This window comes from Novosphingobium album (ex Liu et al. 2023) (assembly GCF_029076845.1).
Lineage (GTDB): Bacteria > Pseudomonadota > Alphaproteobacteria > Sphingomonadales > Sphingomonadaceae > Novosphingobium.
In genome coordinates, this window is record NZ_JARESE010000050.1 from 109,430 (window position 1) to 129,613 (window position 20,184).

Consider the following 20,184-nt stretch of genomic DNA (forward strand, 5'->3'; position numbering starts at 1 on the left):
CCGAACGCAAGCTATGCGGCAGGGCCCGCCTGGGGATGGGGGCTGCCGCCCTGCCGCGGACGCGCTTGCGCCGCGTCCAGCAAGCGCACCACGCCTTCGTTGCAGTTGCACATGGCAAGGCCATACAGGGCGAACCCGTAAAGCCCGCTTGCGACAAATCGGTCCGCTTCGTTGGGATTGACGGGCCGGTTGCTGCCTTGTGCCATTTCTTCCGCATCCTCTCTCGTGGTCTTGCCGACGTCGCGGGTTCCCCGGCTTTGCCGGGTGAACCACCGCGCGCGCGTCAATCCTTCGGGATCACCCAGTTGACCCGGCTGGCATAAGTGCCGGGCACTTTCGTTCCGTTGGCATCGGTCGCGGGCTCGAACCGGGCCTGGCGCCTGACGTATTTGCACGTCGCGGCGTCGAGACCCGGTGAGCCGCTGGAGTTGGTCACTCGGCATCCCTCCACTTTGCCATCAGCTCCAATCGTGAGTTCAAAGCCGACCACGCCCTCCACGCCATCGCGCAGTTCACGGGTCGGATAATCGTCCGTCGTCACCCAGCTCGCCGGCGCGTTGCGCGGCCGCGCCGGAGTGGGCTTGCCGCTGGGCAGGGGGGTGGGCTTCAGCTCGGGCAGCACGACGACTTCGTCATCGCCCGGGCCCGATTGCGGCAGCGCGAAAGGCGGCTGCTCGAAATAGGGACGCTGCCCGGTGTCCGGCAGCGGGATCGGCGCGCGCGGCGTGGTGATGACGGTGTCGGCCTGATTGGGCATCTTCTGCTCGGGCTCCGCCGTCGGCGGCGGCGAGGGCGGATCGACCGGATAGTTCGTGGTCCTGAAGACGGTGGCGACCCGCTCGATATATGCGCCGCCAAGCCCCGTCACCAGCCCGTAGAGCACCAGGGCGTGGATGCCGGCGACCGTGGCGAACACGATCGTCCGGCTTGAACTATGGGTTGTAGTCCGATCCGCGTAAGACATCGGCATCCTCTCCATGACCGGCGCTCTTATCTTTGCGACAAGTCGCAATGGAGGCTCGGTTCATCGAAAAGCTATCACATTACCGGGTTTTGCAAATCGTTTTTTGCTAAGCAAAACAAGTATCTAAGCGGCCACGCTTAATATAGCCTGGCTTATTACTTACCGCACTGCGGCAAGCGCCTTCTGCCGGCGCCGCTGGACCGAACTGCCCAGGCCGATCGCCTCGCGGTATTTGGCCACCGTGCGCCGCGCCAGATCATAGCCGCGCGCCTTGAGCAGATCGACCAGCGCGTCGTCCGAAAGGATCGCGTTGGGCGCCTCGGCGTCGATCAGCTGGCGGATCGCGGCCTTCACCGCCTCGGCCGAAGCCGCGCCTTCGCCGCCCGACGCGCCCACGCCCGAAGTGAAGAAATACTTCAGCTCGAAAGTCCCGCGCGGGCACTGCAAGTATTTGTTCGAAGTCACGCGGCTGACGGTCGATTCGTGCATCCCGATCGCCTCGGCGACGGTGCGCAGCGTCAGCGGGCGCAATTGCGAAACGCCGTGGCGGAAAAAGCCGTCCTGCTGCTTCACCAGTTCGGCCGCCACTTTCAGGATCGTCTTCTGCCGCTGGTCCAGCGCCTTGATCAGCCAGTTCGCGTCGGCCAGCTTTTCCGAAAGCCACCCGCGCGAGGCCTTGTCGTCGCAATTGCGCTTCATCTCGACATAGTAGCTGCGGTTGACCACCAGCCGGGGCAGCGTCGCCTGGTTGAGCCGCACGTCCCAGCCGCCGTCCGCGCGCGGGGTCAACAGGATATCGGGCGTGACCGCCGCGCTCGCCTCGCCGCCATAGCGCAGCCCCGGCTTGGGATCATAGCCGCGCAGCTCGCCCAGCATGTCGGCGAAATCCTCGTCGTCCACGCCGCACATGCGCTTCAGCCGGGCGAACTCACCGCGCGCGACCAGCTCAAGGTTGTCGATCAGCCGCGCCATGCACGGATCGTAGCGGTCGGCTTCCCTGGCCTGAAGGGCGATGCATTCGGCCAGCGAGGTCGCGCCGACGCCGGTCGGCTCCAGCGACTGGACCAGCGCGAGCCCGGCTTTGGCCTCGGCCAGCGGCACGCCCAGGTCGGTCGCCACATCGCGCAGGGGCACCGGCAGATAGCCGGCCTCGTCAAGCTGGCCGATGATATAGCGCGCGATCGCCGCCATGCGCGGATCGGGCGCGACCGGGCCGACTTGCGCTTCCAGGTGCTGGCTCAGCGTCTCGTCGGCCGCGCCGCGCTCGTCGATGCCGGGGCCTTCCTCGCCGCCGCCGATGCGGATCTCGCCGCCCCAGGAGGCATCGAGGTCGCCGCCCGTCGTCTCGCCGCCCCCTTGGCCATCGCCGGTATCGCGATCATGGTCGATCGCCGTACGATCGACGTCGAGCGGGCGATCCTCCTCGCCGCGTCCTTCGCCGATGAGCTGGTCCACCGGCGAACTTTCCAGCGTGGTCCGCCGGGCCTCCTCGGGCATGGCCACGGTCTCGGCGGCTGGCGCGGGCGCCTCGGTGCCCAGGTCGAGCAGCGGATTGGCTTCCAGCGTCTCGCCGATGAAAGTCTCTATCTCCAGGTTCGACAGCGCCAGCAGCTTGATCGCCTGCTGCAACTGCGGCGTCATCACCAGCGACTGGGTCTGCCGAAGATCGAGGCGAGGGCCGAGCGCCATCGTTATCCGCCCGCCATGCCCTTGTGCCGCCCCGATCCTGCCACGCGCGGGCCGGCGATCACAGCGTAAAGCCCTCGCCCAGATAGAGGCGGCGGACGTTCTCGTCGGCGACGAGCGCTTCGGGGCTGCCGGCGAACAGCACCTGGCCACCATAGATGATGATGGCGCGATCAACGATGTCGAGCGTCTCGCGCACGTTGTGATCGGTGATCAGCACGCCGATGCCGCGGGTCTTGAGATCGCGCACGAGATCGCGGATGTCGGAGATGGAAAGCGGGTCGATGCCGGCGAAAGGCTCGTCCAGCAGCATGATCGAGGGATTGGCGGCCAGCGCCCGCGCGATCTCGCAGCGGCGCCGTTCACCGCCCGAAAGCGCCATGGCCGGGCTCGATCGCAGGCGCAGCAGGCCGAATTCCTCCAGCAGCCGCTCCAGCTCCTGCGCGCGCACGGCCTTGTCGGGCTCCATCAGCTCAAGCACCGCGTCGATGTTCTGCTCGACCGAAAGCCCCCGGAAGATCGAGGTCTCCTGCGGCAGATAGCCCAGCCCCAGCACCGCGCGGCGATACATCGGCAGCTTCGTCACATCGACCCCGTCCATCAGGATGCGGCCCGAATCGGGGCGCACCAGCCCCATGATCGAATAGAAGCAGGTGGTCTTGCCCGCGCCATTCGGGCCCAGCAGGCCCAGCACTTCGCCCTTGGCCACCGACAGCGAGATATCGGTGAGCACCGCGCGCTTGTCATAGCTCTTGGCGATCGAGATCACTTCAAGGCCGCCGCGCTCGGCAATCGCCGCCGCATCGACCGCTTCGGCGGTGTGCAAGCCGGGATTCCGCGAAATTTCGGTCGATTCCGTCATCTCCTGCGCGATGTACGCACGCCTTGCCCGAACGGCAAGCGGGCATTTCCCGCAAGCCGATCCGATTGGCAGGTTTCATGCATGGTTTGCCGCGCGCCTGTCTCGCCATGGTACTGCCGGCGCGCCGGAATCGCGGATGGCGTAACCGCGCTTGATCCCGGAGCCATTCGATGTTCTAGTGGTTTGCTCGGTAATTCATTGGAGAGGGTCACCGAATGGACAAGATCACGCAGCATGGTGGCCTGGCAACGCAGGGGCATTCCCACGTCACCGACTGGCGCCGCAAGATGAGCGATCATATCGCTTATGCGCTGCTGGTCTATACGGCCCTCCAGATCTTCGTGACGATTGGCGCGCTCAAGACCGAGGGCGGATCGCTGCTGCCTTATCTTGCGCTGGTCATCCTCGTCGTCGCGATCATCCCGGCCTGCCGCAGCTTCGAACGGCGCTGGAACCGGCTGAACGATCAGCAGGCCGCCGATCCGGCGCTGGCATCCTATTACCGGCGGGACCGGCTGGCGCTCTGGCTGCTGGCCATCGGCCTGCCTTTCGCGCTGACCGGACTGTTCAAGGGCCTCGCGCTCCTTTTTGCCTGACATTCTCGGGTTCTAGCCCCTGCGTTCCGGCCGTGGCCGGCATGGTGCGGCCATGGCGTGCCGGGCCTTGCCGGCGCGCGCGAATTCTTGCGGCTATCGCTGGATTCCGTCCGCAAGTGTGATACGATGCCCAAAAATAAGATGATCCTGGAGAGGGTTCATGAGCATCATTGATTATCTCGGCAACCGTATCTGCATCGCCTTGAGCGTTTCGGGCGTCGCCTACATCCTGTACTGGCACTTGCTGCGCTGAGGGTCTGTTTGGAAACGCGCCGACAGGCGCATTTCGTTACGGCGCCAGCCCGCCGCCGGTGGCACGGTAGAGCTCCACGGCATTGCCCGCGCGCACCAGCAGCGTTCCCACCAGCGATTGCTGCGCCGCGTAATATGTCCGCTGCGCGTCCAGCGTGGTGAGGTAAGGCTCCACCCCGGCGCGAAAGCGCGCGTCCGACAGGCGGAAGGCGGTGCGGGCATTGTCTTCCAGCGAAACCTGCGCGGCCAGCTGCTCGTCGATCGTGCCCCGGCGCGCCAGGGCATCGGCCACTTCGCGAAACGCGGTCTGCACCGTCTTTTCATATTGCGCCAGCATCGCCTCGCGCGTGGCCCTGGCATAAGCGAGATTGCCCGCGTTGCGGCCGAAATCGAAGATCGGCAGGTTGGCCGAAGGCGCCACCGACCAGGTCTCGCTGCCGTTCTGGAACAGGTTCGACAGGCCCAGGCTGATCGTCCCCAGCGCGACGGTGAGCGAGATGCGCGGGAAAAAGGCCGCGCGGGCCGCGCCGATATTGGCGTTGGCGGCGATAAGCTGGTGCTCGGCGGCGGCGATATCGGGGCGCCGCAGCAGGATCTCGGAAGGCAGATCACCCGGCAGCCGCTCGATCGTCACGCCGCGCGCGGGCAGCGTGTCGGGCAGCAGCCGGTCCTCGATCGGGGTGCCGGCCAGCAGCTCCAGCGCGTTGCGGTCCTGCGCGACTTGCGTGGTCAGCGCGGCCTTGTCGGCGCGCGCCTGGTCCAGTCCGGTGCGCGCCTGCCGCACGTCGAGCTCCGAAGCGACGCCGGCCTTGAACCGCGCTTCGTTGAGCGCGACGGTTTCACCATAGGCCTGCACCGTCATGCCCGCGATCGTCAGCCGGTCATGATCGGCCGCCAGTGTCAGCCAGGCGGTGGCCACTTCGGCGACCAGCGCGACTTGCGCCGCCTTGCGGTTCTCGTCCGCCGCCAGGAACTGTTCCTGCGCCGCCTCGGTCAGATTGCGCAGGCGGCCGAAGAGATCGACTTCCCAGGCCGAAACGCCCAGCGAGGCTGAATAGATGTCGGCGCGCCCGGTGACGGCGCCTTGCGCGCCGCCGGCCGACCCGGCGCCCAGCGGTGACTTCTGGAACGTCGCCCCGGCATCGGCACCCAGCGTCGGGAAGATATCGGCGCGCTGCACGCGGTATTGCGCGCGCGCCTGTTCGACCCGCGCCAGCGCCAGGCGCAAGTCGCGGTTGTTGGCCAGTGCCAGGCCGATCACTTCGCGCAGGCGCGGCTCGGCGAAGAACTCGGTCCAGGCTGTGGCCGCCAGATCGACTGGCGCGGCGGCGGGATCGCCGGGCCCGTAAGCCTCTCCGCGCGGGGTTTCGGGCGGCACGGGCAGGCCGGGCCGGACATAGCGCGGCGCCATGTTGCAGCCCGCCAGCGCGAGCGCCGCGCCGAGCATCAGGAAGCGGGGAGAGGATCGCATCATGTCAGGCCTGCTGCGGCGCTTCGCCGCCTGTATCGGCTGGAGCCCCGTTGGCCGGCACAGCGGCCGGCGCCTCGGCGTGGGCGGCGGCGCGGTCCTGCCGGAACAGGCGCTTCACGATGAAGAAGAACAAAGGCACGAAGAAGATCGCCAGTACCGTCGCCGAAAGCATCCCGCCGACCACCGCCCAGCCGATCGCGTTCTGCCCACCCGCGCCCGCGCCGGTGGACAGGGCCAGCGGCAGCACGCCGAAGATGAAGGCGAACGAGGTCATCAGGATCGGCCGCAGGCGCAGCCGCGCCGCCTCGATCGCGGCCTGCCCGGCCGAAAGCCCCTCGCGCATCTTCTCCTCGGCGAATTCGACGATGAGGATCGCGTTCTTGGCCGCGACGCCGATCGTGGTGATCAGGCCCACCTGCAGGTAGATGTCGTTGTTCAGCCCGGCCAGCATCGCCGCCATGACCGCGCCGAACACGCCGAGCGGCACGACCAGCAGCACCGCGATCGGCACCGACCAGCTTTCGTACAGCGCGGCCAGGCACAGGAACACGATCAGCAGCGAAAGCGCATAGAGCGTGGGCGCCTGCCCGCCCGAAAGCTTTTCCTCATAGGAGATGCCGGTCCATTCATAGCCGATGCCGGCCGGCAGCTTCGCGGCGATCTCCTCCATCGCCGCCAGCGCGGTGCCGGTGCTCAGCCCCGGCGCGGGCGCGCCCTGGATCTGCACCGCCGAAACGCCGTTGTATCGTTCCAGCCGGGCCGATCCGTGCGTCCAGGCCGTGCTGGCGAATGCCGCGATCGGCGTCATCGCACCGGAGGCGCCGCGCACGAAGAAATCGCCCAGGGATGCAGGCTCGGTGCGGAAATCGCTGTCGGCCTGCACATAGACGCGCTTGACCCGGCCACGGTCGATGAAATCGTTGATGTAGCTGCCGCCGAACGCGGTGCTCACCGTAGCGTTGATCTCGGCTTGCGACAGGCCCGATGCGGCGGCGGCGTCCTGATCGACATCGAGCTTGAGCTGGGGGCCGTCCTCGATGCCGTTGGGGCGCACTTGCGCCAGCCGGGGGTCCTGCGCGGCCATGCCGAGCAACTGGTTGCGCGCCGCGATCAGCGCGTCATGGCCCAGGCCCGCCTCGTCCTTCAGCTCGAAGTCGAAGCCGGTCGCGTTGCCCAGCTCGGAAATCGCCGGCGGGGCGAAGGCGAAGATCTGGCCGGCGGCGATCTTCTGGAACGCGGCATTGGCCCGCTGCTGGATCGCGCCAGCACCCATGTCGTGGCCCGTGCGCTCTTCCCAGGGCCGCAGCCGCACGAAGGCGATGCCCACGTTCTGGCTCTGGCCGACGAAGCCGAAGCCGCTGATGGTGAAGACCGATTCGACCGCGGCCTTTTCATCGACAAGGTAATGATGGCGCACGCGCCCGAGCGTACGTTCGGTTTCCTCGATCGTGGTGCCGGCGGGCATGGCGACCTGGCTGAAGATCACGCCCTGGTCCTCGTCGGGCAGGAAGCCGCCGGGCAGGCGCCAGAACAGCAGCCCCATGCCCGCGACGATCAGCACATAGACCACGATGGTGCGCCCCCAGTGGCGCTCGATCCCGCGCAGGCCGCCGGCATAGCGTTCCCGCCCCCGGTCGAACGTGCGGTTGAACCAGCCGAAGAAGCCGCCGCGCTCACCGTGGTTATGGTTGGCCGCGCCCAGGATGGTGGCGCACAGGGCCGGCGTCAGGATCAGCGCGACCATGACCGAAAGCGCCATCGCCGAAACGATCGTGATCGAGAACTGGCGGAAGATCACCCCGGTGGAACCGCCGAAGAAGGCCATGGGCAGGAACACCGCCGAAAGCACCAGCCCGATGCCGACCAGCGCGCCGCTGATCTCGTCCATGGATTTCTTCGCGGCATCCTTGGGCGAAAGCTTTTCCTCCTGGATCAGCCGCTCGACATTTTCGACCACGACGATCGCGTCATCGACCAGCAGGCCGATCGCCAGCACCATGCCGAACAGGGTGAGCGTGTTGATGGTGAAGCCCGCCACCGCCAGGATCGCGAACGTGCCCAGCAGGACCACCGGCACCGCGATCGTCGGGATCAGCGTGGCGCGCCAGTTCTGCAGGAACAGGAACATCACCACGAAGACCAGGATGATCGCCTCGATCAGCGTGTGCACCACCTGCTTGACCGAAAGGCGCACGTAAGTGGAATTGTCGATCGGATAGTCGATCCGCACGTCCGCGGGAAACTGGCGGGACAGTTCGGCCACTTTGGCCTTGACGCCATCGACGGTGTCGAGCGCGTTGGCGCCGGGCGCCAGCCGGATGGCCAGGCCCGCGGCAGCCTTGCCGTTGAACCGGGCGATGAAGCTGTAGTTGTCCGCCCCCAGTTCCACCCGCGCGACGTCGGACAGGCGCAGGATCGCCCCGTCGTTCCCGGCGCGCAGGACGATGTCGCGAAACTGCTCGGGCGTGCGCAGGCGTGATTGGGCCGTGACCGTGGCGTTCAGCGCCTGCCCCTTGCGCGCGGGCAGGCTGCCGACCTGGCCGGCGGAAACTTGCGCGTTCTGCGCCTGGATCGCGGCGGTCACGTCCGAAACGGTGACGCCCAGGCTCGCCATCTTGTAGGGATCGAGCCAGATGCGCATGGCATAGGGCGCGCCCAGCACTTGCGTGTCGCCCACGCCATCGACCCGGCTGATCGGGTCTTGCAGGCTCGACGAGATATAGTCGCCCAGGTCGATCTGGTCGTGCGATCCGTCCTCGGAATAGAGCGCGACGATCAGCAGGAAGCTGGCCGCCGCCTTGGCCACGCGCACGCCCGCGCGCTGCACTTCCTGCGGCAGCAGCGGCGTTGCCTGCGCCAGCTTGTTCTGCACCTGCACTTGCGCGATGTCGGGATCGGTGCCCTGGTCGAACGTCAGCGTGACCGTGAGATTGCCTGCCGAATCGCTGGTGGACGAGAAGTAGCGCAGATGATCGATGCCCTTCATCTGCTGCTCGATCACTTGCGTGGTGGTGTTCTCCAGCGTCTGGGCATCGGCGCCGGGATAGAGCGTGCTGATCGTCACCGCCGGGGCGGCGATCTCGGGAAACTGGGCCACGGGCAGCCCGCGCAAGGCGATGAGCCCGGCGAGCATGACGACGATGGCGATAACCCAGGCGAAGATCGGCCGGTCGATGAAATAGCGCGACATGGGCGGTCAGCGCCCCGCGCCGGGCGCGGCGGTGACTTGCGCCGGCTTGCCGACGCTGACCTTCATCCCCGGCTTGACCGCGACCAGCCCTTCGACGATCAGCCGGTCGCCCGGCGCCAGGCCGCTGGTGACGACCCATTTGTCCCCCACCGGCCGTTCGGCGATGACCCGGCGTGACACCACGGTGTTCGCGGCATCGACCACCAGCGCGGTCGCCCGGCCGCGCGGATCGCGGGTGATGCCCTGCTGCGGCGCCAGGATGGCGTTCTGCCGCACGCCTTCCACCAGCCGCGCGCGCACGAACATGCCGGGCAGCAGCAGCCCTTGCGGATTGGGGAAGGTGGCGCGCAAGGTGACGCTGCCGGTCTGCGGATCGACCGCGACTTCGGAGAATTCCAGCCGCCCCTCGATCGGATAGGTCTTGCCGTTGGGCAGGATCAGCCGCACCCGCGCGCTTTCCCGGCCCTGGTTGCTGAGCCCGCCCGCGGCGATCGCGTCCTTCAGGTCCAGCAACTGCGCGGCGGACTGCGTCACGTCGACATAGACCGTATCGGTGCGCATGATCGTGGCCAGCGCATCGGCCTGCCCGGACTGGACCAGGGCGCCGCGCGTGTAGAACGAACGCCCGATCCGCCCCGAGATGGGCGCGCGGATGCGGGTGAAATCCAGGTTGACGCGCGCCGCCTGCACGCCCGATCGCTGCGCCGCGGCATCGGCGCGGGCCTGCCGCGCGGCGGCATCGGCATTGTCGAGCTCCTGCTGGCTGACGGCGTTGATATCGACCAGCCCGCGATAGCGCCGGGCCAGCGCGGTGGTTGATCCGATCGTCGCCTCGGCCCGGGCAAGGTTGCCCTGCGCGGTGCCGAGCGCCGCGCGGTAGGCCGCGTCCTCGATCTCGTAGAGCACTTGTCCGGCGCGCACCATGCTGCCCTCGGTGAACAGGCGGGCGCGGATCACGCCGTTGATCTGGGGGCGCACTTCGGAGGTTTCCGCCGCCGCCACGCGGCCCGGCAAGTCGGCGGTCAGCTCCACCGGCTCTGCCCGCAATGTCACCACGCCGACCTTGGGCGGGGCGGGCGGTGGCGGCGACTGGGCCGAACAGGCGGCCAGGAGCGCCATCGCTCCGAGCAGCGGCAGGGGGGCTTGGCGATGCATCGGGTTCCCGGTCAAACGGATTGACGAAGCGGAATGAACGTTCATTCCATTTTTGTTTCCCATAGCCCCCGCGCGATGATAGGGTCAAGCCATATGGAGAGGGTCGTGGGCGAAAATGTTGCAGAGCAGCAAAAAGGCTGCGTTACGGACCGGGTGGTGGCGGCGGCGCGGCGGCTTTTCGCCGCGCGGGGATTTCACCAGACCGCGATGGCCGATCTCGCCGCCGAGGCGCAAGTCAGCGTCGGCACGATCTACCGCGTCTTTGCCGGCAAGGCCGATATCATCCGGGCCATCATCGTCGCCGATTCGGAGCGTATCTTCGCCGAACTGAACCACGATATCGACCGGGCGCTGAGCGGCGAGGCGCCGGTGGAAGCGGTGATCGAGCAGATCGTCGAGCGCCATCTGGCCGAGCAGGCCGACGCGCTGGTGCACGAGGCGCTGGCCGAAGCGCACCGCGATGAAAAGGTCGCCGCGCTGATCGGCCATTTCTTCGCGCGCTATCGTGAGATCGTCCGGCGGCTTGTCGGCCTGGCCAATCCGCGATTGTCCGAACGCGAGCTCGACGCGGCCGAGGAACTGATGATCGCCTGCCTGTTCGGGCTGGGCCACCGCACGCTGATCCGGCCCCGGCTGGACCCGGACGAAGCCGCGCGGATCATCACCGGCATGATCCTGAGCGCGCTGGGCCATGCCGCGGCGGATTCTCCCCCGACGGCCATGGCCGAGCGGCTTTGAGGGCGCGTTGCCGCGAGGGCGCGAGGGGGGCCTGATCCTCAGGCCACCCCCCGCGCCCTTTGCGACAGGCGGGTCAGGGCGACAGGCGGGTCAGGCGGCGGGGCCGGCTTCCAGCGTCGCGTTGTCGATGACGAAGCGATACCGCACGTCGCTGCGCAGCATCCGGTCATAGGCTTCGTCGATCTGCTGGATCGCGATCATCTCGATATCCGAGACGATCCCGTGCTCGGCGCAGAAATCGAGCATTTCCTGCGTTTCGGGCAAGCCGCCGATCAGCGAGCCGGCGATGGTCTTGCGGCCGAACACCAGGTTGCCGAAGTTCGGCGTGGGGTGCGGGTGATCGGGCACGCCCAGCAGCACCAGCGTGCCGTCACGGTGGAGCATCGCCGTATAGGCATCGAGATCGTGCGAGGCCGCGACCGAATCGATGATCAGGTCGAAGCTGCCGGCATGGGCGGCCATCTCGTCCGCATCGCGCGAGATCACCACTTCGTCGGCGCCAAGGTCATGCGCGTCCTGCCGCTTGGCGGCGGTGGAGGTGAAGGCGACCACGTGGGCGCCCATGGCATGGGCGATCTTGATCGCCATGTGGCCCAGCCCGCCGATGCCGACCACGCCCACTTTCTTGCCCGGTCCCGCGCCCCAGTGGCGCAGCGGCGAATAAGTGGTGATGCCGGCGCACAGCAGCGGCGCGACGGCGGCGAGCTGTTCGTGCGGGTGACGGATCTTCAGGACGAAGTGCTCATCGACGACGATCGCCTGCGAATATCCGCCCAGGGTGTGGCCGGGCGCCTCCGCGATCGCGCCGTTGTACGTGCCGGTCCAGCCGTTCTCGCAATAGTTCTCCAGCCCTTCGGCGCACGATCCGCAATGGCCGCAGCTTCCCACAAGGCAGCCCACGCCCACCGTCTCGCCCACCGCGAAGCGCGTCACGTCGCCGCCGACCGCGGTGACGGTGCCGACGATCTCGTGCCCCGGAACGCAGGGGTAGAGGGTGCCTTGCCATTCGTCGCGAACGGTGTGGAGATCGGAATGGCACACGCCGCAATAGGCGATGGCGATGCGCACGTCGCGCGGGCCCGGTTCGCGCCGTTCGATCGCCATGGGTTCGAGCGGCTTGTCGCCGGCATAGGCGCCGTAAGCTTTGACAGTCATGATCTTGGTCTCGTTTCTCAAGCGGGGAGGGGGATCAGCGGTTGACGAACACGGCCATCTCGGCCGGGTAGCGTTCGCCCTGGACCGGGATCGCGGCCAGCGCGGCGGCGATCTCGCCAAGGTTCCCGGCCGAAAGCGCGATTTGCGCGGCGCCGAGGTTTTCCGTCAGCCGGTGCAGCTTGGTCGTGCCGGGGATCGGCACGATCCAGGGCTTCTGCGCCAGCAGCCAGGCGATGGCGATCTGCGCCGGCGTGGCTCCGCGCGCTTCGGCGATGGTCCTGAGCCGTTCCACCAGCGCCGCGTTCGCCGCGCGGTTGGCTTCCTCGAAGCGGGGAACCCTGGTGCGGAAATCGCCGTCCGCGAACGTGGTGTGCGCGTCGATGGCACCCGTGAGGAAGCCCTTGCCGAGCGGGCTGAACGGCACGAAGCCGATGCCCAGTTCCTCGCAGGTCGGCAGGACGTCCTTTTCCGGTTCGCGCCACCACAGCGAATATTCGCTTTGCAGCGCCGTGACCGGCTGTACCGCATGGGCCGTGCGGATCGACGCGGCGCTCGCTTCGGACAGGCCGAAATGCTTGACCTTGCCTTGCGCGATCAGGTCCTTCACCGTGCCGGCGACATCCTCGATCGGCACGGCGGGATCGACCCGGTGCTGGTAGAACAAGTCGATCCGGTCGGTCCCCAGCCGCTTGAGCGAGGCTTCGGCCACTTCGCGGATACGCTCGGGCCGGCTGTCCAGGCCGTCGCCGGGGCGGCCGTTCCTGAAGCCGAACTTGGTGGCGATGACGACTTCGTCGCGCACGGGTGCGAGCGCCTGGCCGACCAGTTCCTCGTTGTCGCCGGGGCCATAGGCCTCGGCCGTATCGAAGAAGGTCACGCCCTGTTCGTGGGCGGTGCGGATCAGGCGGATGCCGTCTGCGGTCGAGACGGCCGGGCCATAGCCGAAGCTCAGGCCCATGCAGCCGAGCCCGATGGCGGAAACTTCAGGGCCGTGCGTGCCGAGAATGCGGGTTTGCATGTGGGAACTCCCGTTCTGGCGCAAGGCGTGATCGCCCCGGCCTGGTGTGAGGATGCCGTGCAGATAGGCCGTTTTCCTCGTGCCGATTAGATCATAAGAATTGCATGGACCTATTCACTGGATTCATGAATGCAGCGCGACGACCTCATCGACCTGAATGCTTTCCTGGCCGTGGCCGAAGAACGCAGCTTCACGCGCGCGGCGGCGCGGCTGGGCCTGTCGCAATCGGCGCTCAGCCATGCGATCCGGCGGCTGGAGGGCCGCATCGGCGTGCGCCTGCTTTCGCGCACCACGCGCAGCGTATCGCCCACCGATGCCGGGGAAAGCCTGCTGCAAAGCCTGGTCCCGGCGCTGGACCAGATCGACCAGCAGCTCGCGATGCTGAACGAACTGCGCGAGCGGCCGGCCGGCACCATCCGCATCACCGCGCCGGCCCATGCCGCCCAGACTGTGCTCTGGCCGGCGGCGTGCCGGATCATGCGCCGCTACCCGGAGATCGCCATCGAGATCAGCGTCGATCCCGCGCTGCGCGATATCGTGGCGGATCGCTTCGATGCCGGGGTGCGCCTGGGCGAGCAGGTCGCGCGCGACATGATCGCGGTGCGCATCGGCCCGGACTTGCGCATGGCCGCGGTGGCCGCGCCGGCCTATCTGGCCGGCCACGGCATGCCCCGGACACCGCAGGACCTAGCCGCGCATCGCTGCGTCAACTTGCGGATGACGACATCGGGCGGCCTTTATGCCTGGGAACTGGAACAGGGCACGCGCAGCCTGAACGTGCGCGTCGAAGGGCAGTTCATCTCCAACGACGTGCGCATGGTGGTGGGCGCCGCGGTCGCCGGGCTGGGGCTCGCCTTCGTGCCCGAGGACTATGTGCTGGCCGAAATCGCCGCCGGCACGCTGGTGCGCGTGATGGAAGACTGGTGCCCGCCGTTTCCGGGCTATCACCTCTACTACCCCAGCCGCCGCCAGCCCCGCCCGGCCTTTGCCCTGCTGATCGAGGAACTGATCCATCGCGGGTGAGGCTGTGGCCGTATGTCAGGTGCCGCCCGTCAGGCGGGAGGCGGCCCGGCCTCACCGCCCAGCGCCTTCACCAGCGCCACGCTCACCCGCATCCGGTCCACCTCGACCGCCAGCAGCGCGCGCTGCGCGTCGAGCGCGTCGGTCTGAGCGATGACCACTTCGAGGTAGTCCGAAGCGCCGTCGCGATAGCGGATCATGGCCAGGTCGCTGGTGCGCTCCGCCGCCTGGGCCGCCTCGCGCTGGTCGACCAGCTGCGCGGCAAGCTGGCGCATGGCGGCGACGCCATCCTCCACCTGCCGGAAGGCGGTGAGCACGGTGTCGCGATAGCCCGCGGCCATTTCGTCATATTCCGCGCGTGAGAGCTTGACTTGCGCCTTGCGGCGTCCGCCGTCGAACAGCGAAAGCGCCGTCGCCAGCGGGCCCAGCCCCCAGAAGCTGTTGGGCGTGCTCAGCAATTCGCCGTGCGTGGTTTCCCAGCCGCCGGCCAGGCCCAGCGTGACGGTGGGGAAGAACGCGGCGCGCGCCACGCCGATGCGCGCGTTGGCCGCGAACATGCGGCGTTCGGCCGCCGCCACGTCCGGCCGGCGCTGCAGCAGCGCGGAAGGCGCGCCGGTGGCGATCTCGGGCGCGGTCAGCGGCTGGACGCGCGCGGGCACGGCAAAGTCCGAAGCCACCGCGCCGACCAGCGCGGCCAGTTCATGCTCGGTCGCGGCGCGATCGCTGGCGATGGCGGAAACCTGCGCGCGCGCATTGCTGAGCGCCGTGCGCGCGCGATTGACGTCGATGCCCGAGGCGATGCCGCCGTCATGCCGGGTGCGGGTAAGCTGGTAGGCGCGGTCGAAGGCGGCGACCGTGCGATCCAGCAGCGCCGCCTGGGCATCGAGGCCGCGCAGGCGGATATAGGCATCGGCCACCGCCGCCTGCAGGCTGAGCCGCGCGGAAACGAGGTCCGCCGCGCTCGCATCGGCCTCGGCGCGCGATGCGCTCAGGCCGTTGCGGATGCGGCCCCACAAGTCGATCTCGTAATCGAGCACGCCGCCCACCGCGTAGTCGTTGTACGTGCGGGGCGTGCCGTCGGCGAGCGGGCGATTGCCGGAAACCTGCTGGCGGCTGGCATCGCCGGTGGCGGCGACTTGCGGGAAAAGCTCCGAGCGGTCGATCCGGGCGGCGGCGCGCGCCTGGTCATAGCGGGCGAGCGCGGCAGCCAGCGTCGGGCTGGCGGCAGCGGCGCGCGCTTCCAGATCGTCCAGCACCGGATCGTCGAACATCCGCCACCAGTCGCCGCGCAAGGCGGTGTCCATCGGCGTGGCGGCGGTCCAGCCGGCGGTTTCCTTGTAGGCGGCCGGTGCGGCGGTTTCCGGGGGGCGGTAGTCCGGGGCCAGCGAGCAGCCGGCAAGCAGGGCCGGCGCCAGCGCCGCCAGCCGCTTACCGCGCACTCGCCGGGCCTTTCGCTGGGCTCTTCTCTGGGGCCGCCGGCGCTTTCTGCACGCGCACCTCGTCGCCGTCGCGGATCGAATCGGGCGGGGTGTCGATCACGCGGTCCCTGGCCGAGATGGCGCCCGAGACGAACACCTTGGCGCCATCGTCGCGCACGATGGTGATCGGCTTGAGCGAGACCCGGTTGCGGCCATCGACCACCGCCAGCCTGGGACCGTCGTTGCCGTAAAGGATCGTGCTGCCCGGAAGCGACAGCGTCGCGCCTGCCGCCTGGCCCGTTCCGGCACTGGTGGCGAAGCTGACCCGCGCATAGGCACCGGGCTTCAGCGCGCCGTCGGGATTGGGGGCTTGCAGTTCGACCAGCACCGCGCCCGATTGCGCGTCGACCGCCTGGGCGCTGCGCGTCATCGTCGCGGTGAAGCTGCGGCCGGGGAACTCGGGCAGCGAGAGCGTGGCGCTCATCCCCGGTTTGACCGAGGCGGAATTGCCTTGCGGCACGCGCACGAAAATCCGCATCCTCGATACGTCGGACACGGTGAACAGCGGCTGCGAGGCGGCATTGCCGGCCACCACCAGCGCGCCGATCTGCGCCGACCGGCTGGTGACGACACCGGCGAAGGGCGCGGACAGGCGGGTGAAGCCCTGCAGCGCCCGCAGCCGGCGGACATTGGCCAGCGCGGCGTTCGACAGCGCCGATCGGGCGGCCAGATCGCCGCGCTTTTCGTCCGCTTCCTGCCGCGAGACGGCATCCTGCGCCAGCAGCGCGTCCCATCGCCGGGCCGTGGTGGCCGCCAGCCCCTGGTTGGCGCGGGCGGTCTGGAAATCGGCTTCGGCCTGGGCGAGCTGCTGGTCGATCTCGGGCGCGTCGAGGATCGCCAGCGTCTGGCCGGCGCGCACGTGATCGCCGATGTCGACCAGCCAGCGGCGGACATAGCCATTGGTCCGGGCATAGATCGGCGCGCTGTTGAAGGCCTGGATCGTGCCGGGCAGCACCAGCGTGCCGCCGCCCGCGTCGGCCTCCGGGGTCAGCACGGTCACGGTGGGGATGGCCGCTTGCGCGGCGGTGGCGCGTTGTTCGTCCACCGCGTTGATGCGCGATGCGGTGCCGATGACGACAACCGCCAGCGCGACGGCGGCGGCGCCGATGCCGATGCGCCGCAGCGTGCGGCCATCGGGGCCGGCGGGGATCGCATCGTCGGTGGCGGGATCTTGGGGAGGGAGGGTCTCAGGCATGGCTGGGCTGAAGTTCCGTGGACGAAGCATCGGCGCGGGGGCGCCGGTGGACAAGGCTGAAGACAGTGGGGACGAAGAACAGCGTGGCGATCGTGGCGAAGATCAGCCCGCCGATCACGGCGCGGCCGAGCGGGGCGTTCTGCTCGCCCCCTTCGCCAAGGCCCAGCGCCATCGGCGCCATGCCGATGACCATGGCGAGCGCCGTCATCAGCACGGGGCGGAAGCGCACGCGCCCGGCCTCGATCGCGGCCCGAAGGCCGTCGCCGTGCTGGGCCAGCTGCTCGCGCGCGAAGCTGACCACCAGGATCGAGTTGGCGGTGGCGACGCCCATGCACATGATCGCGCCGGTGAGCGCAGGCACCGACAGCGTCGTGCCGGTGCCGAACAGCACCCAGACGATGCCGGCCAGCGCCGCCGGCAGCGCGGTGATGATGACGAAGGGATCGACCCAGCTCTGGAAGTTGATGACGATCAGCAGGTAGATGAACAGGATCGCGGCGGCGAGGCCGAAGCCCAGGCCCGAAAAGGCGGTGTTCATCGTTTCGAACTGGCCGCGGATGGCGATGGTCGAGCCCTTGGGCTCCTTGTCTTTCATCGACGCGATGATGTCCTGCACGTCGCCCGCCACCGCGCCCAGATCACGGCCCTGCGGCGTGGCATAGATGTCGATCACCGGCGAGAGGTTGTAGCGGCTGACCACCGGCACCGTCGCCGATCGCCTGATCTCGGCCAGCGCGCCCAGCGGCTGCGACACGGCGCCGCCCGCGCCGGCGACCGGCACGTTGGTCAGGTCGCTCATCGAGCCGACGAGGTGCTCGGGCGCCTGCGACACCACCGGATAGGACACGCCGTTCTTGGGATCGACATAGAACACCGGCGCGGATTGCGACGAGCCGGCCAGCGTGGTGGCCAGGTTGTTGGTCACGTCGCGCTCGGTCAGCCCGTACTGGCCGATGCGCGAGCGATCGACATCGACGCTGATCTGCGGCGAGCTGGCCGGCTGCTGGATGCGGGCATCGGCCAACCCCGGCACTTTGGCCATGCGGGCGAGCAGTTCCTGAGCATAAGCGCGATTGGCGGCGACGTTCTTGCCGGAGATCTGGACGTCGATCGGCGCCGGCGCGCCGAAGTTCAGGATCTGGCTGGTGATGTCGGCGGGCAGGAAGGCGAACGTCGTGCCAGTGAAGCGCCGGGGCAGTTCGCGGCGCAGCGTGGCGACGATCTCGTCGGTGGGGCGATGGCCTTCCTTCAGCGTGATCATCATGTCGCCGTCCTGCGAACCGATCGAGCCGCTGTTGTTGTAGACGGTGTTGATCGAGCTGACCGGCAGGCCGATGTTGTCGGTGATCGAGGCCAGCTCATCGGGCGGCACGATCTCGCGCACGGCCCCGGCGATGCGATCGAACCGGGCGGCGGTATCCTCGATCCGCGTGCCCACCGGCACGCGCACGTGCATGGCGATCTGGCCCGAATCGACGCTGGGGAAGAAGTTGCTGCCCAGCAAGGGCATCAGCCCGAACGAAAGCAGGGTGACGGCCATGAAGCCCAGCACGAACGGCCGGCGTGCCCGCAGCGCGCGCTGGAGCAGCCCGACATAGCCCAGGCGGACGCGTTCGAAGCGGTGCTCGAACCCGCGCTGGAAGCGGATCAGCGGATTGTGCGAGCCGGGCTTGCCGGCAAGGTGCAGTTCCTCGCTGGTGTGGCCGTGCGGGCGCAGCAGGTACATCGCCAGCGTCGGCACCAGCGTGCGTGACAGCACGAACGAGGCGATCATGGCAAAGACCACCGAAAGCGCCATCGGCACGAACAGGAAGCCTGCGACGCCCGGCAGGAAGAACATCGGCACGAAGACGATGCAGATGCACAGCAGCGAGACGAACGCCGGAGTGACGATCTGCGCGGCGCCATCGAGGATCGCCTGCTTCACGCCCTTGCCCTGTTCGAGATGCCAGTTGATGTTCTCGATCGTCACGGTCGCGTCGTCGACCAGGATGCCGACCGCGAGCGCGAGCCCGCCCAGCGTCATCACGTTCAGGGTCTGGCCGAACACCGCCAGCGCGCCGAGCGCGGCCAGGATGGCCAGCGGGATCGACAGCGCGATGATCACGGTCGATCGCCACGATCCCAGGAACAGCAGGATCATCAGCGAGGTCAGCGCCGCGGCGATCACGCCTTCCTTGATGACGCCGGCCACCGCCGCCTTCACGAACAGCGACTGATCGCCCACCGGCAGGATCTTGAGCGTAACGGGCAGCGTCTCGGCGATCTTGGGCAGCGCCGCCTTGGCGCCGTTGACGATGGCGAGCGTGGAGGTCTGCCCGTTCTTGAGCACGGTCAGCAGCGCCGAGCGGCGGCCATCGACATGGACGATGTTGGTCTGCGGGGTGTTGCCGTCGCGCACATGGGCGACATCGCGCATGTAGATCGTGGCGCCGTTCACCACCTTGACCGGCAAGTCGTTGAGCCCCTCGATCGAATCGGGGGCATTGTTCAGCCGCACGGCATACTGCGTGGGGCCGATCTTGACGAAGCCGGCCGGATTGATCTGGTTCTGCGCGGCGATGGCGGCGCCCACGTCCTGCGCGGTCAGGCCTTTCGATTGCAGCGCCAGCGGGTCGAGATCGACCTGGATCTGGCGCTGCTTGCCGCCCGACGGGAACGGCATGGCCAGGCCCGGCACGGTGACGAGCTGCGGGCGGATCTGGTTCTGGCCGATATCGAACAGTTCCTGCTCCGAAAGGCCCTGGCCCGACAGCGCGAGCTGCACGATCGGCACGGTGGAAGCGCTGTAGTTGATCACCAGCGGCGGCGTCGCCCCCGGCGGCAATTGCCGCAGCACCGATTGCGAGATCGCCGTGACCTGGGCCGTGGCGGTGCGGATATCGGCATTGGGCTGAAGGTAGATCTTGACCACGCCGATGCCCGGCAGCGACTGGCTTTCGATATGCTCGATATCGTTGACCGTGGTGCTCAGGCTGCGTTCGTAGGGGTTGAGGATGCGGCTGGCCATGTCCTCGGGCGGCAGGCCGGCGTACTGCCAGGCGACGCCGATCACCGGGATGCGGATGTCGGGGAAGATGTCCACCGGCGTGCGCAGCGCGGCCAGCGTTCCGCCGATGGCGATGAGGATGGCCATCACCACAAAGGTCAGCGGGCGATGCAGCGCTATCCTGACAATCCCGATCATTCACGACTCCCGCCGCCATCGCCGTTGGCCCAAGCCACCGGGAGGCATGAATTTGGCCACTTCTCAGCGGCATCCTCCAAGACGGACCGCGCGGGCATCCGATTGCACTGGCTTTGCCAGCCGTGCCCGCGATCTTATGATGATTGGCTGCGGACGCGTTGCGCAACACCGCTGCGTGAACGCCAATGCGTGACCGGTTGTTTTGTGTCCAATATCT

At 68.2% G+C, this 20,184-nt stretch carries 15 protein-coding genes; 3 read left to right on the forward strand and 12 right to left on the reverse strand.

Annotated features, from left to right (window positions below):
• Positions 1 to 11: 11 nt before the first annotated feature.
• From PYV00_RS15555 to lptB, 4 genes are all read right to left on the reverse strand, one after another.
• Positions 12 to 206: a hypothetical protein gene (locus PYV00_RS15555; RefSeq protein WP_275229220.1), complete on the reverse strand. Its 195-nt coding sequence runs from the start codon at positions 204 to 206 to the stop codon at positions 12 to 14.
• A gap of 77 nt (positions 207 to 283) precedes the next feature.
• The gene (locus PYV00_RS15560; RefSeq protein ID WP_275229221.1) at positions 284 to 964 is read right to left on the reverse strand and encodes an energy transducer TonB; all 681 of its coding nucleotides are present in this window, start codon (positions 962 to 964) and stop codon (positions 284 to 286) included.
• Between the two features lie 159 nt (positions 965 to 1,123).
• Positions 1,124 to 2,653 (reverse strand): RNA polymerase factor sigma-54, encoded by a 1,530-nt coding sequence (rpoN, locus tag PYV00_RS15565; RefSeq protein ID WP_275229222.1) that lies wholly within the window; start codon positions 2,651 to 2,653, stop codon positions 1,124 to 1,126.
• A gap of 58 nt (positions 2,654 to 2,711) precedes the next feature.
• Positions 2,712 to 3,512 carry an LPS export ABC transporter ATP-binding protein gene (gene lptB, locus PYV00_RS15570; protein ID WP_275229223.1) on the reverse strand — a complete coding sequence of 267 codons (801 nt, stop codon included), beginning with the start codon at positions 3,510 to 3,512 and terminating at the stop codon, positions 2,712 to 2,714.
• A gap of 215 nt (positions 3,513 to 3,727) precedes the next feature.
• Here lptB and PYV00_RS15575 point away from each other — a divergent pair, with 215 nt between their 5' ends.
• Complete coding sequence (locus tag PYV00_RS15575) at positions 3,728 to 4,108, forward strand: hypothetical protein (RefSeq protein WP_275229224.1); 381 nt, start codon at positions 3,728 to 3,730, stop codon at positions 4,106 to 4,108.
• A gap of 289 nt (positions 4,109 to 4,397) precedes the next feature.
• Here PYV00_RS15575 and PYV00_RS15580 read toward each other — a convergent pair whose 3' ends face one another.
• Genes PYV00_RS15580 through PYV00_RS15590 form a run of 3 tightly spaced genes read right to left on the reverse strand, consistent with a single transcriptional unit; the run spans position 4,398 to position 10,176 of the window.
• The gene (locus PYV00_RS15580) at positions 4,398 to 5,831 is read right to left on the reverse strand and encodes an efflux transporter outer membrane subunit (RefSeq protein ID WP_275229271.1); all 1,434 of its coding nucleotides are present in this window, start codon (positions 5,829 to 5,831) and stop codon (positions 4,398 to 4,400) included.
• A gap of 4 nt (positions 5,832 to 5,835) precedes the next feature.
• Positions 5,836 to 9,021, reverse strand: a complete 3,186-nt coding sequence (locus tag PYV00_RS15585; protein ID WP_275229225.1) for an efflux RND transporter permease subunit — start codon at positions 9,019 to 9,021, stop codon at positions 5,836 to 5,838.
• A gap of 6 nt (positions 9,022 to 9,027) precedes the next feature.
• Complete coding sequence (locus tag PYV00_RS15590) at positions 9,028 to 10,176, reverse strand: efflux RND transporter periplasmic adaptor subunit (RefSeq protein ID WP_428981647.1); 1,149 nt, start codon at positions 10,174 to 10,176, stop codon at positions 9,028 to 9,030.
• A 105-nt stretch (positions 10,177 to 10,281) separates the two neighbouring features.
• Here PYV00_RS15590 and PYV00_RS15595 point away from each other — a divergent pair, with 105 nt between their 5' ends.
• On the forward strand, positions 10,282 to 10,914 hold the full coding sequence (locus tag PYV00_RS15595; RefSeq protein ID WP_275229226.1) for a TetR/AcrR family transcriptional regulator: 633 nt from the start codon (positions 10,282 to 10,284) through the stop codon (positions 10,912 to 10,914).
• 90 nt (positions 10,915 to 11,004) lie between these two features.
• Here PYV00_RS15595 and PYV00_RS15600 read toward each other — a convergent pair whose 3' ends face one another.
• Together PYV00_RS15600 and PYV00_RS15605 are read right to left on the reverse strand one after the other, a co-directional pair.
• Positions 11,005 to 12,069 carry an NAD(P)-dependent alcohol dehydrogenase gene (locus PYV00_RS15600; RefSeq protein WP_275229227.1) on the reverse strand — a complete coding sequence of 355 codons (1,065 nt, stop codon included), beginning with the start codon at positions 12,067 to 12,069 and terminating at the stop codon, positions 11,005 to 11,007.
• Positions 12,070 to 12,103: 34 nt separating this feature from the next.
• Entirely contained in the window at positions 12,104 to 13,087 is a 984-nt protein-coding gene (locus PYV00_RS15605; protein ID WP_275229228.1) for an aldo/keto reductase, read from the reverse strand.
• 129 nt (positions 13,088 to 13,216) lie between these two features.
• Here PYV00_RS15605 and PYV00_RS15610 point away from each other — a divergent pair, with 129 nt between their 5' ends.
• Positions 13,217 to 14,110, forward strand: a complete 894-nt coding sequence (locus PYV00_RS15610) for a LysR family transcriptional regulator (protein WP_275229229.1) — start codon at positions 13,217 to 13,219, stop codon at positions 14,108 to 14,110.
• A 29-nt stretch (positions 14,111 to 14,139) separates the two neighbouring features.
• On the opposite strand, the gene PYV00_RS15615 is transcribed toward PYV00_RS15610, so the two are convergent.
• Genes PYV00_RS15615 through PYV00_RS15625 form a run of 3 tightly spaced genes read right to left on the reverse strand, consistent with a single transcriptional unit; the run spans position 14,140 to position 19,967 of the window.
• Entirely contained in the window at positions 14,140 to 15,546 is a 1,407-nt protein-coding gene (locus tag PYV00_RS15615) for an efflux transporter outer membrane subunit (protein WP_275229230.1), read from the reverse strand.
• Positions 15,536 to 16,780 carry an efflux RND transporter periplasmic adaptor subunit gene (locus PYV00_RS15620; protein ID WP_275229231.1) on the reverse strand — a complete coding sequence of 415 codons (1,245 nt, stop codon included), beginning with the start codon at positions 16,778 to 16,780 and terminating at the stop codon, positions 15,536 to 15,538. The genes PYV00_RS15615 and PYV00_RS15620 overlap by 11 nt, the downstream gene beginning before the upstream one ends.
• Positions 16,773 to 19,967 carry an efflux RND transporter permease subunit gene (locus tag PYV00_RS15625; RefSeq protein WP_275229232.1) on the reverse strand — a complete coding sequence of 1,065 codons (3,195 nt, stop codon included), beginning with the start codon at positions 19,965 to 19,967 and terminating at the stop codon, positions 16,773 to 16,775. The genes PYV00_RS15620 and PYV00_RS15625 overlap by 8 nt, the downstream gene beginning before the upstream one ends.
• Between the last annotated feature and the right edge of the window lie 217 nt (positions 19,968 to 20,184).

Bases quoted from the DNA above. Each gene is read 5' to 3' on its own strand.
- PYV00_RS15555 (WP_275229220.1), bottom strand. From the start codon at position 206: ATGGCACAAGGCAGCAACCGGCCCGTCAATCCCAACGAAGCGGACCGA.
- PYV00_RS15620 (WP_275229231.1), bottom strand. From the start codon at position 16,780: ATGCCTGAGACCCTCCCTCCCCAAGATCCCGCCACCGACGATGCGATC.
- lptB (WP_275229223.1), bottom strand. From the start codon at position 3,512: ATGACGGAATCGACCGAAATTTCGCGGAATCCCGGCTTGCACACCGCC.
- PYV00_RS15625 (WP_275229232.1), bottom strand. From the start codon at position 19,967: ATGATCGGGATTGTCAGGATAGCGCTGCATCGCCCGCTGACCTTTGTG.
- PYV00_RS15610 (WP_275229229.1), top strand. From the start codon at position 13,217: ATGCAGCGCGACGACCTCATCGACCTGAATGCTTTCCTGGCCGTGGCC.
- PYV00_RS15600 (WP_275229227.1), bottom strand. From the start codon at position 12,069: ATGACTGTCAAAGCTTACGGCGCCTATGCCGGCGACAAGCCGCTCGAA.
- PYV00_RS15590 (WP_428981647.1), bottom strand. From the start codon at position 10,176: ATGCATCGCCAAGCCCCCCTGCCGCTGCTCGGAGCGATGGCGCTCCTG.
- PYV00_RS15605 (WP_275229228.1), bottom strand. From the start codon at position 13,087: ATGCAAACCCGCATTCTCGGCACGCACGGCCCTGAAGTTTCCGCCATC.
- rpoN (WP_275229222.1), bottom strand. From the start codon at position 2,653: ATGGCGCTCGGCCCTCGCCTCGATCTTCGGCAGACCCAGTCGCTGGTG.
- PYV00_RS15580 (WP_275229271.1), bottom strand. From the start codon at position 5,831: ATGCGATCCTCTCCCCGCTTCCTGATGCTCGGCGCGGCGCTCGCGCTG.
- PYV00_RS15575 (WP_275229224.1), top strand. From the start codon at position 3,728: ATGGACAAGATCACGCAGCATGGTGGCCTGGCAACGCAGGGGCATTCC.
- PYV00_RS15560 (WP_275229221.1), bottom strand. From the start codon at position 964: ATGTCTTACGCGGATCGGACTACAACCCATAGTTCAAGCCGGACGATC.
- PYV00_RS15585 (WP_275229225.1), bottom strand. From the start codon at position 9,021: ATGTCGCGCTATTTCATCGACCGGCCGATCTTCGCCTGGGTTATCGCC.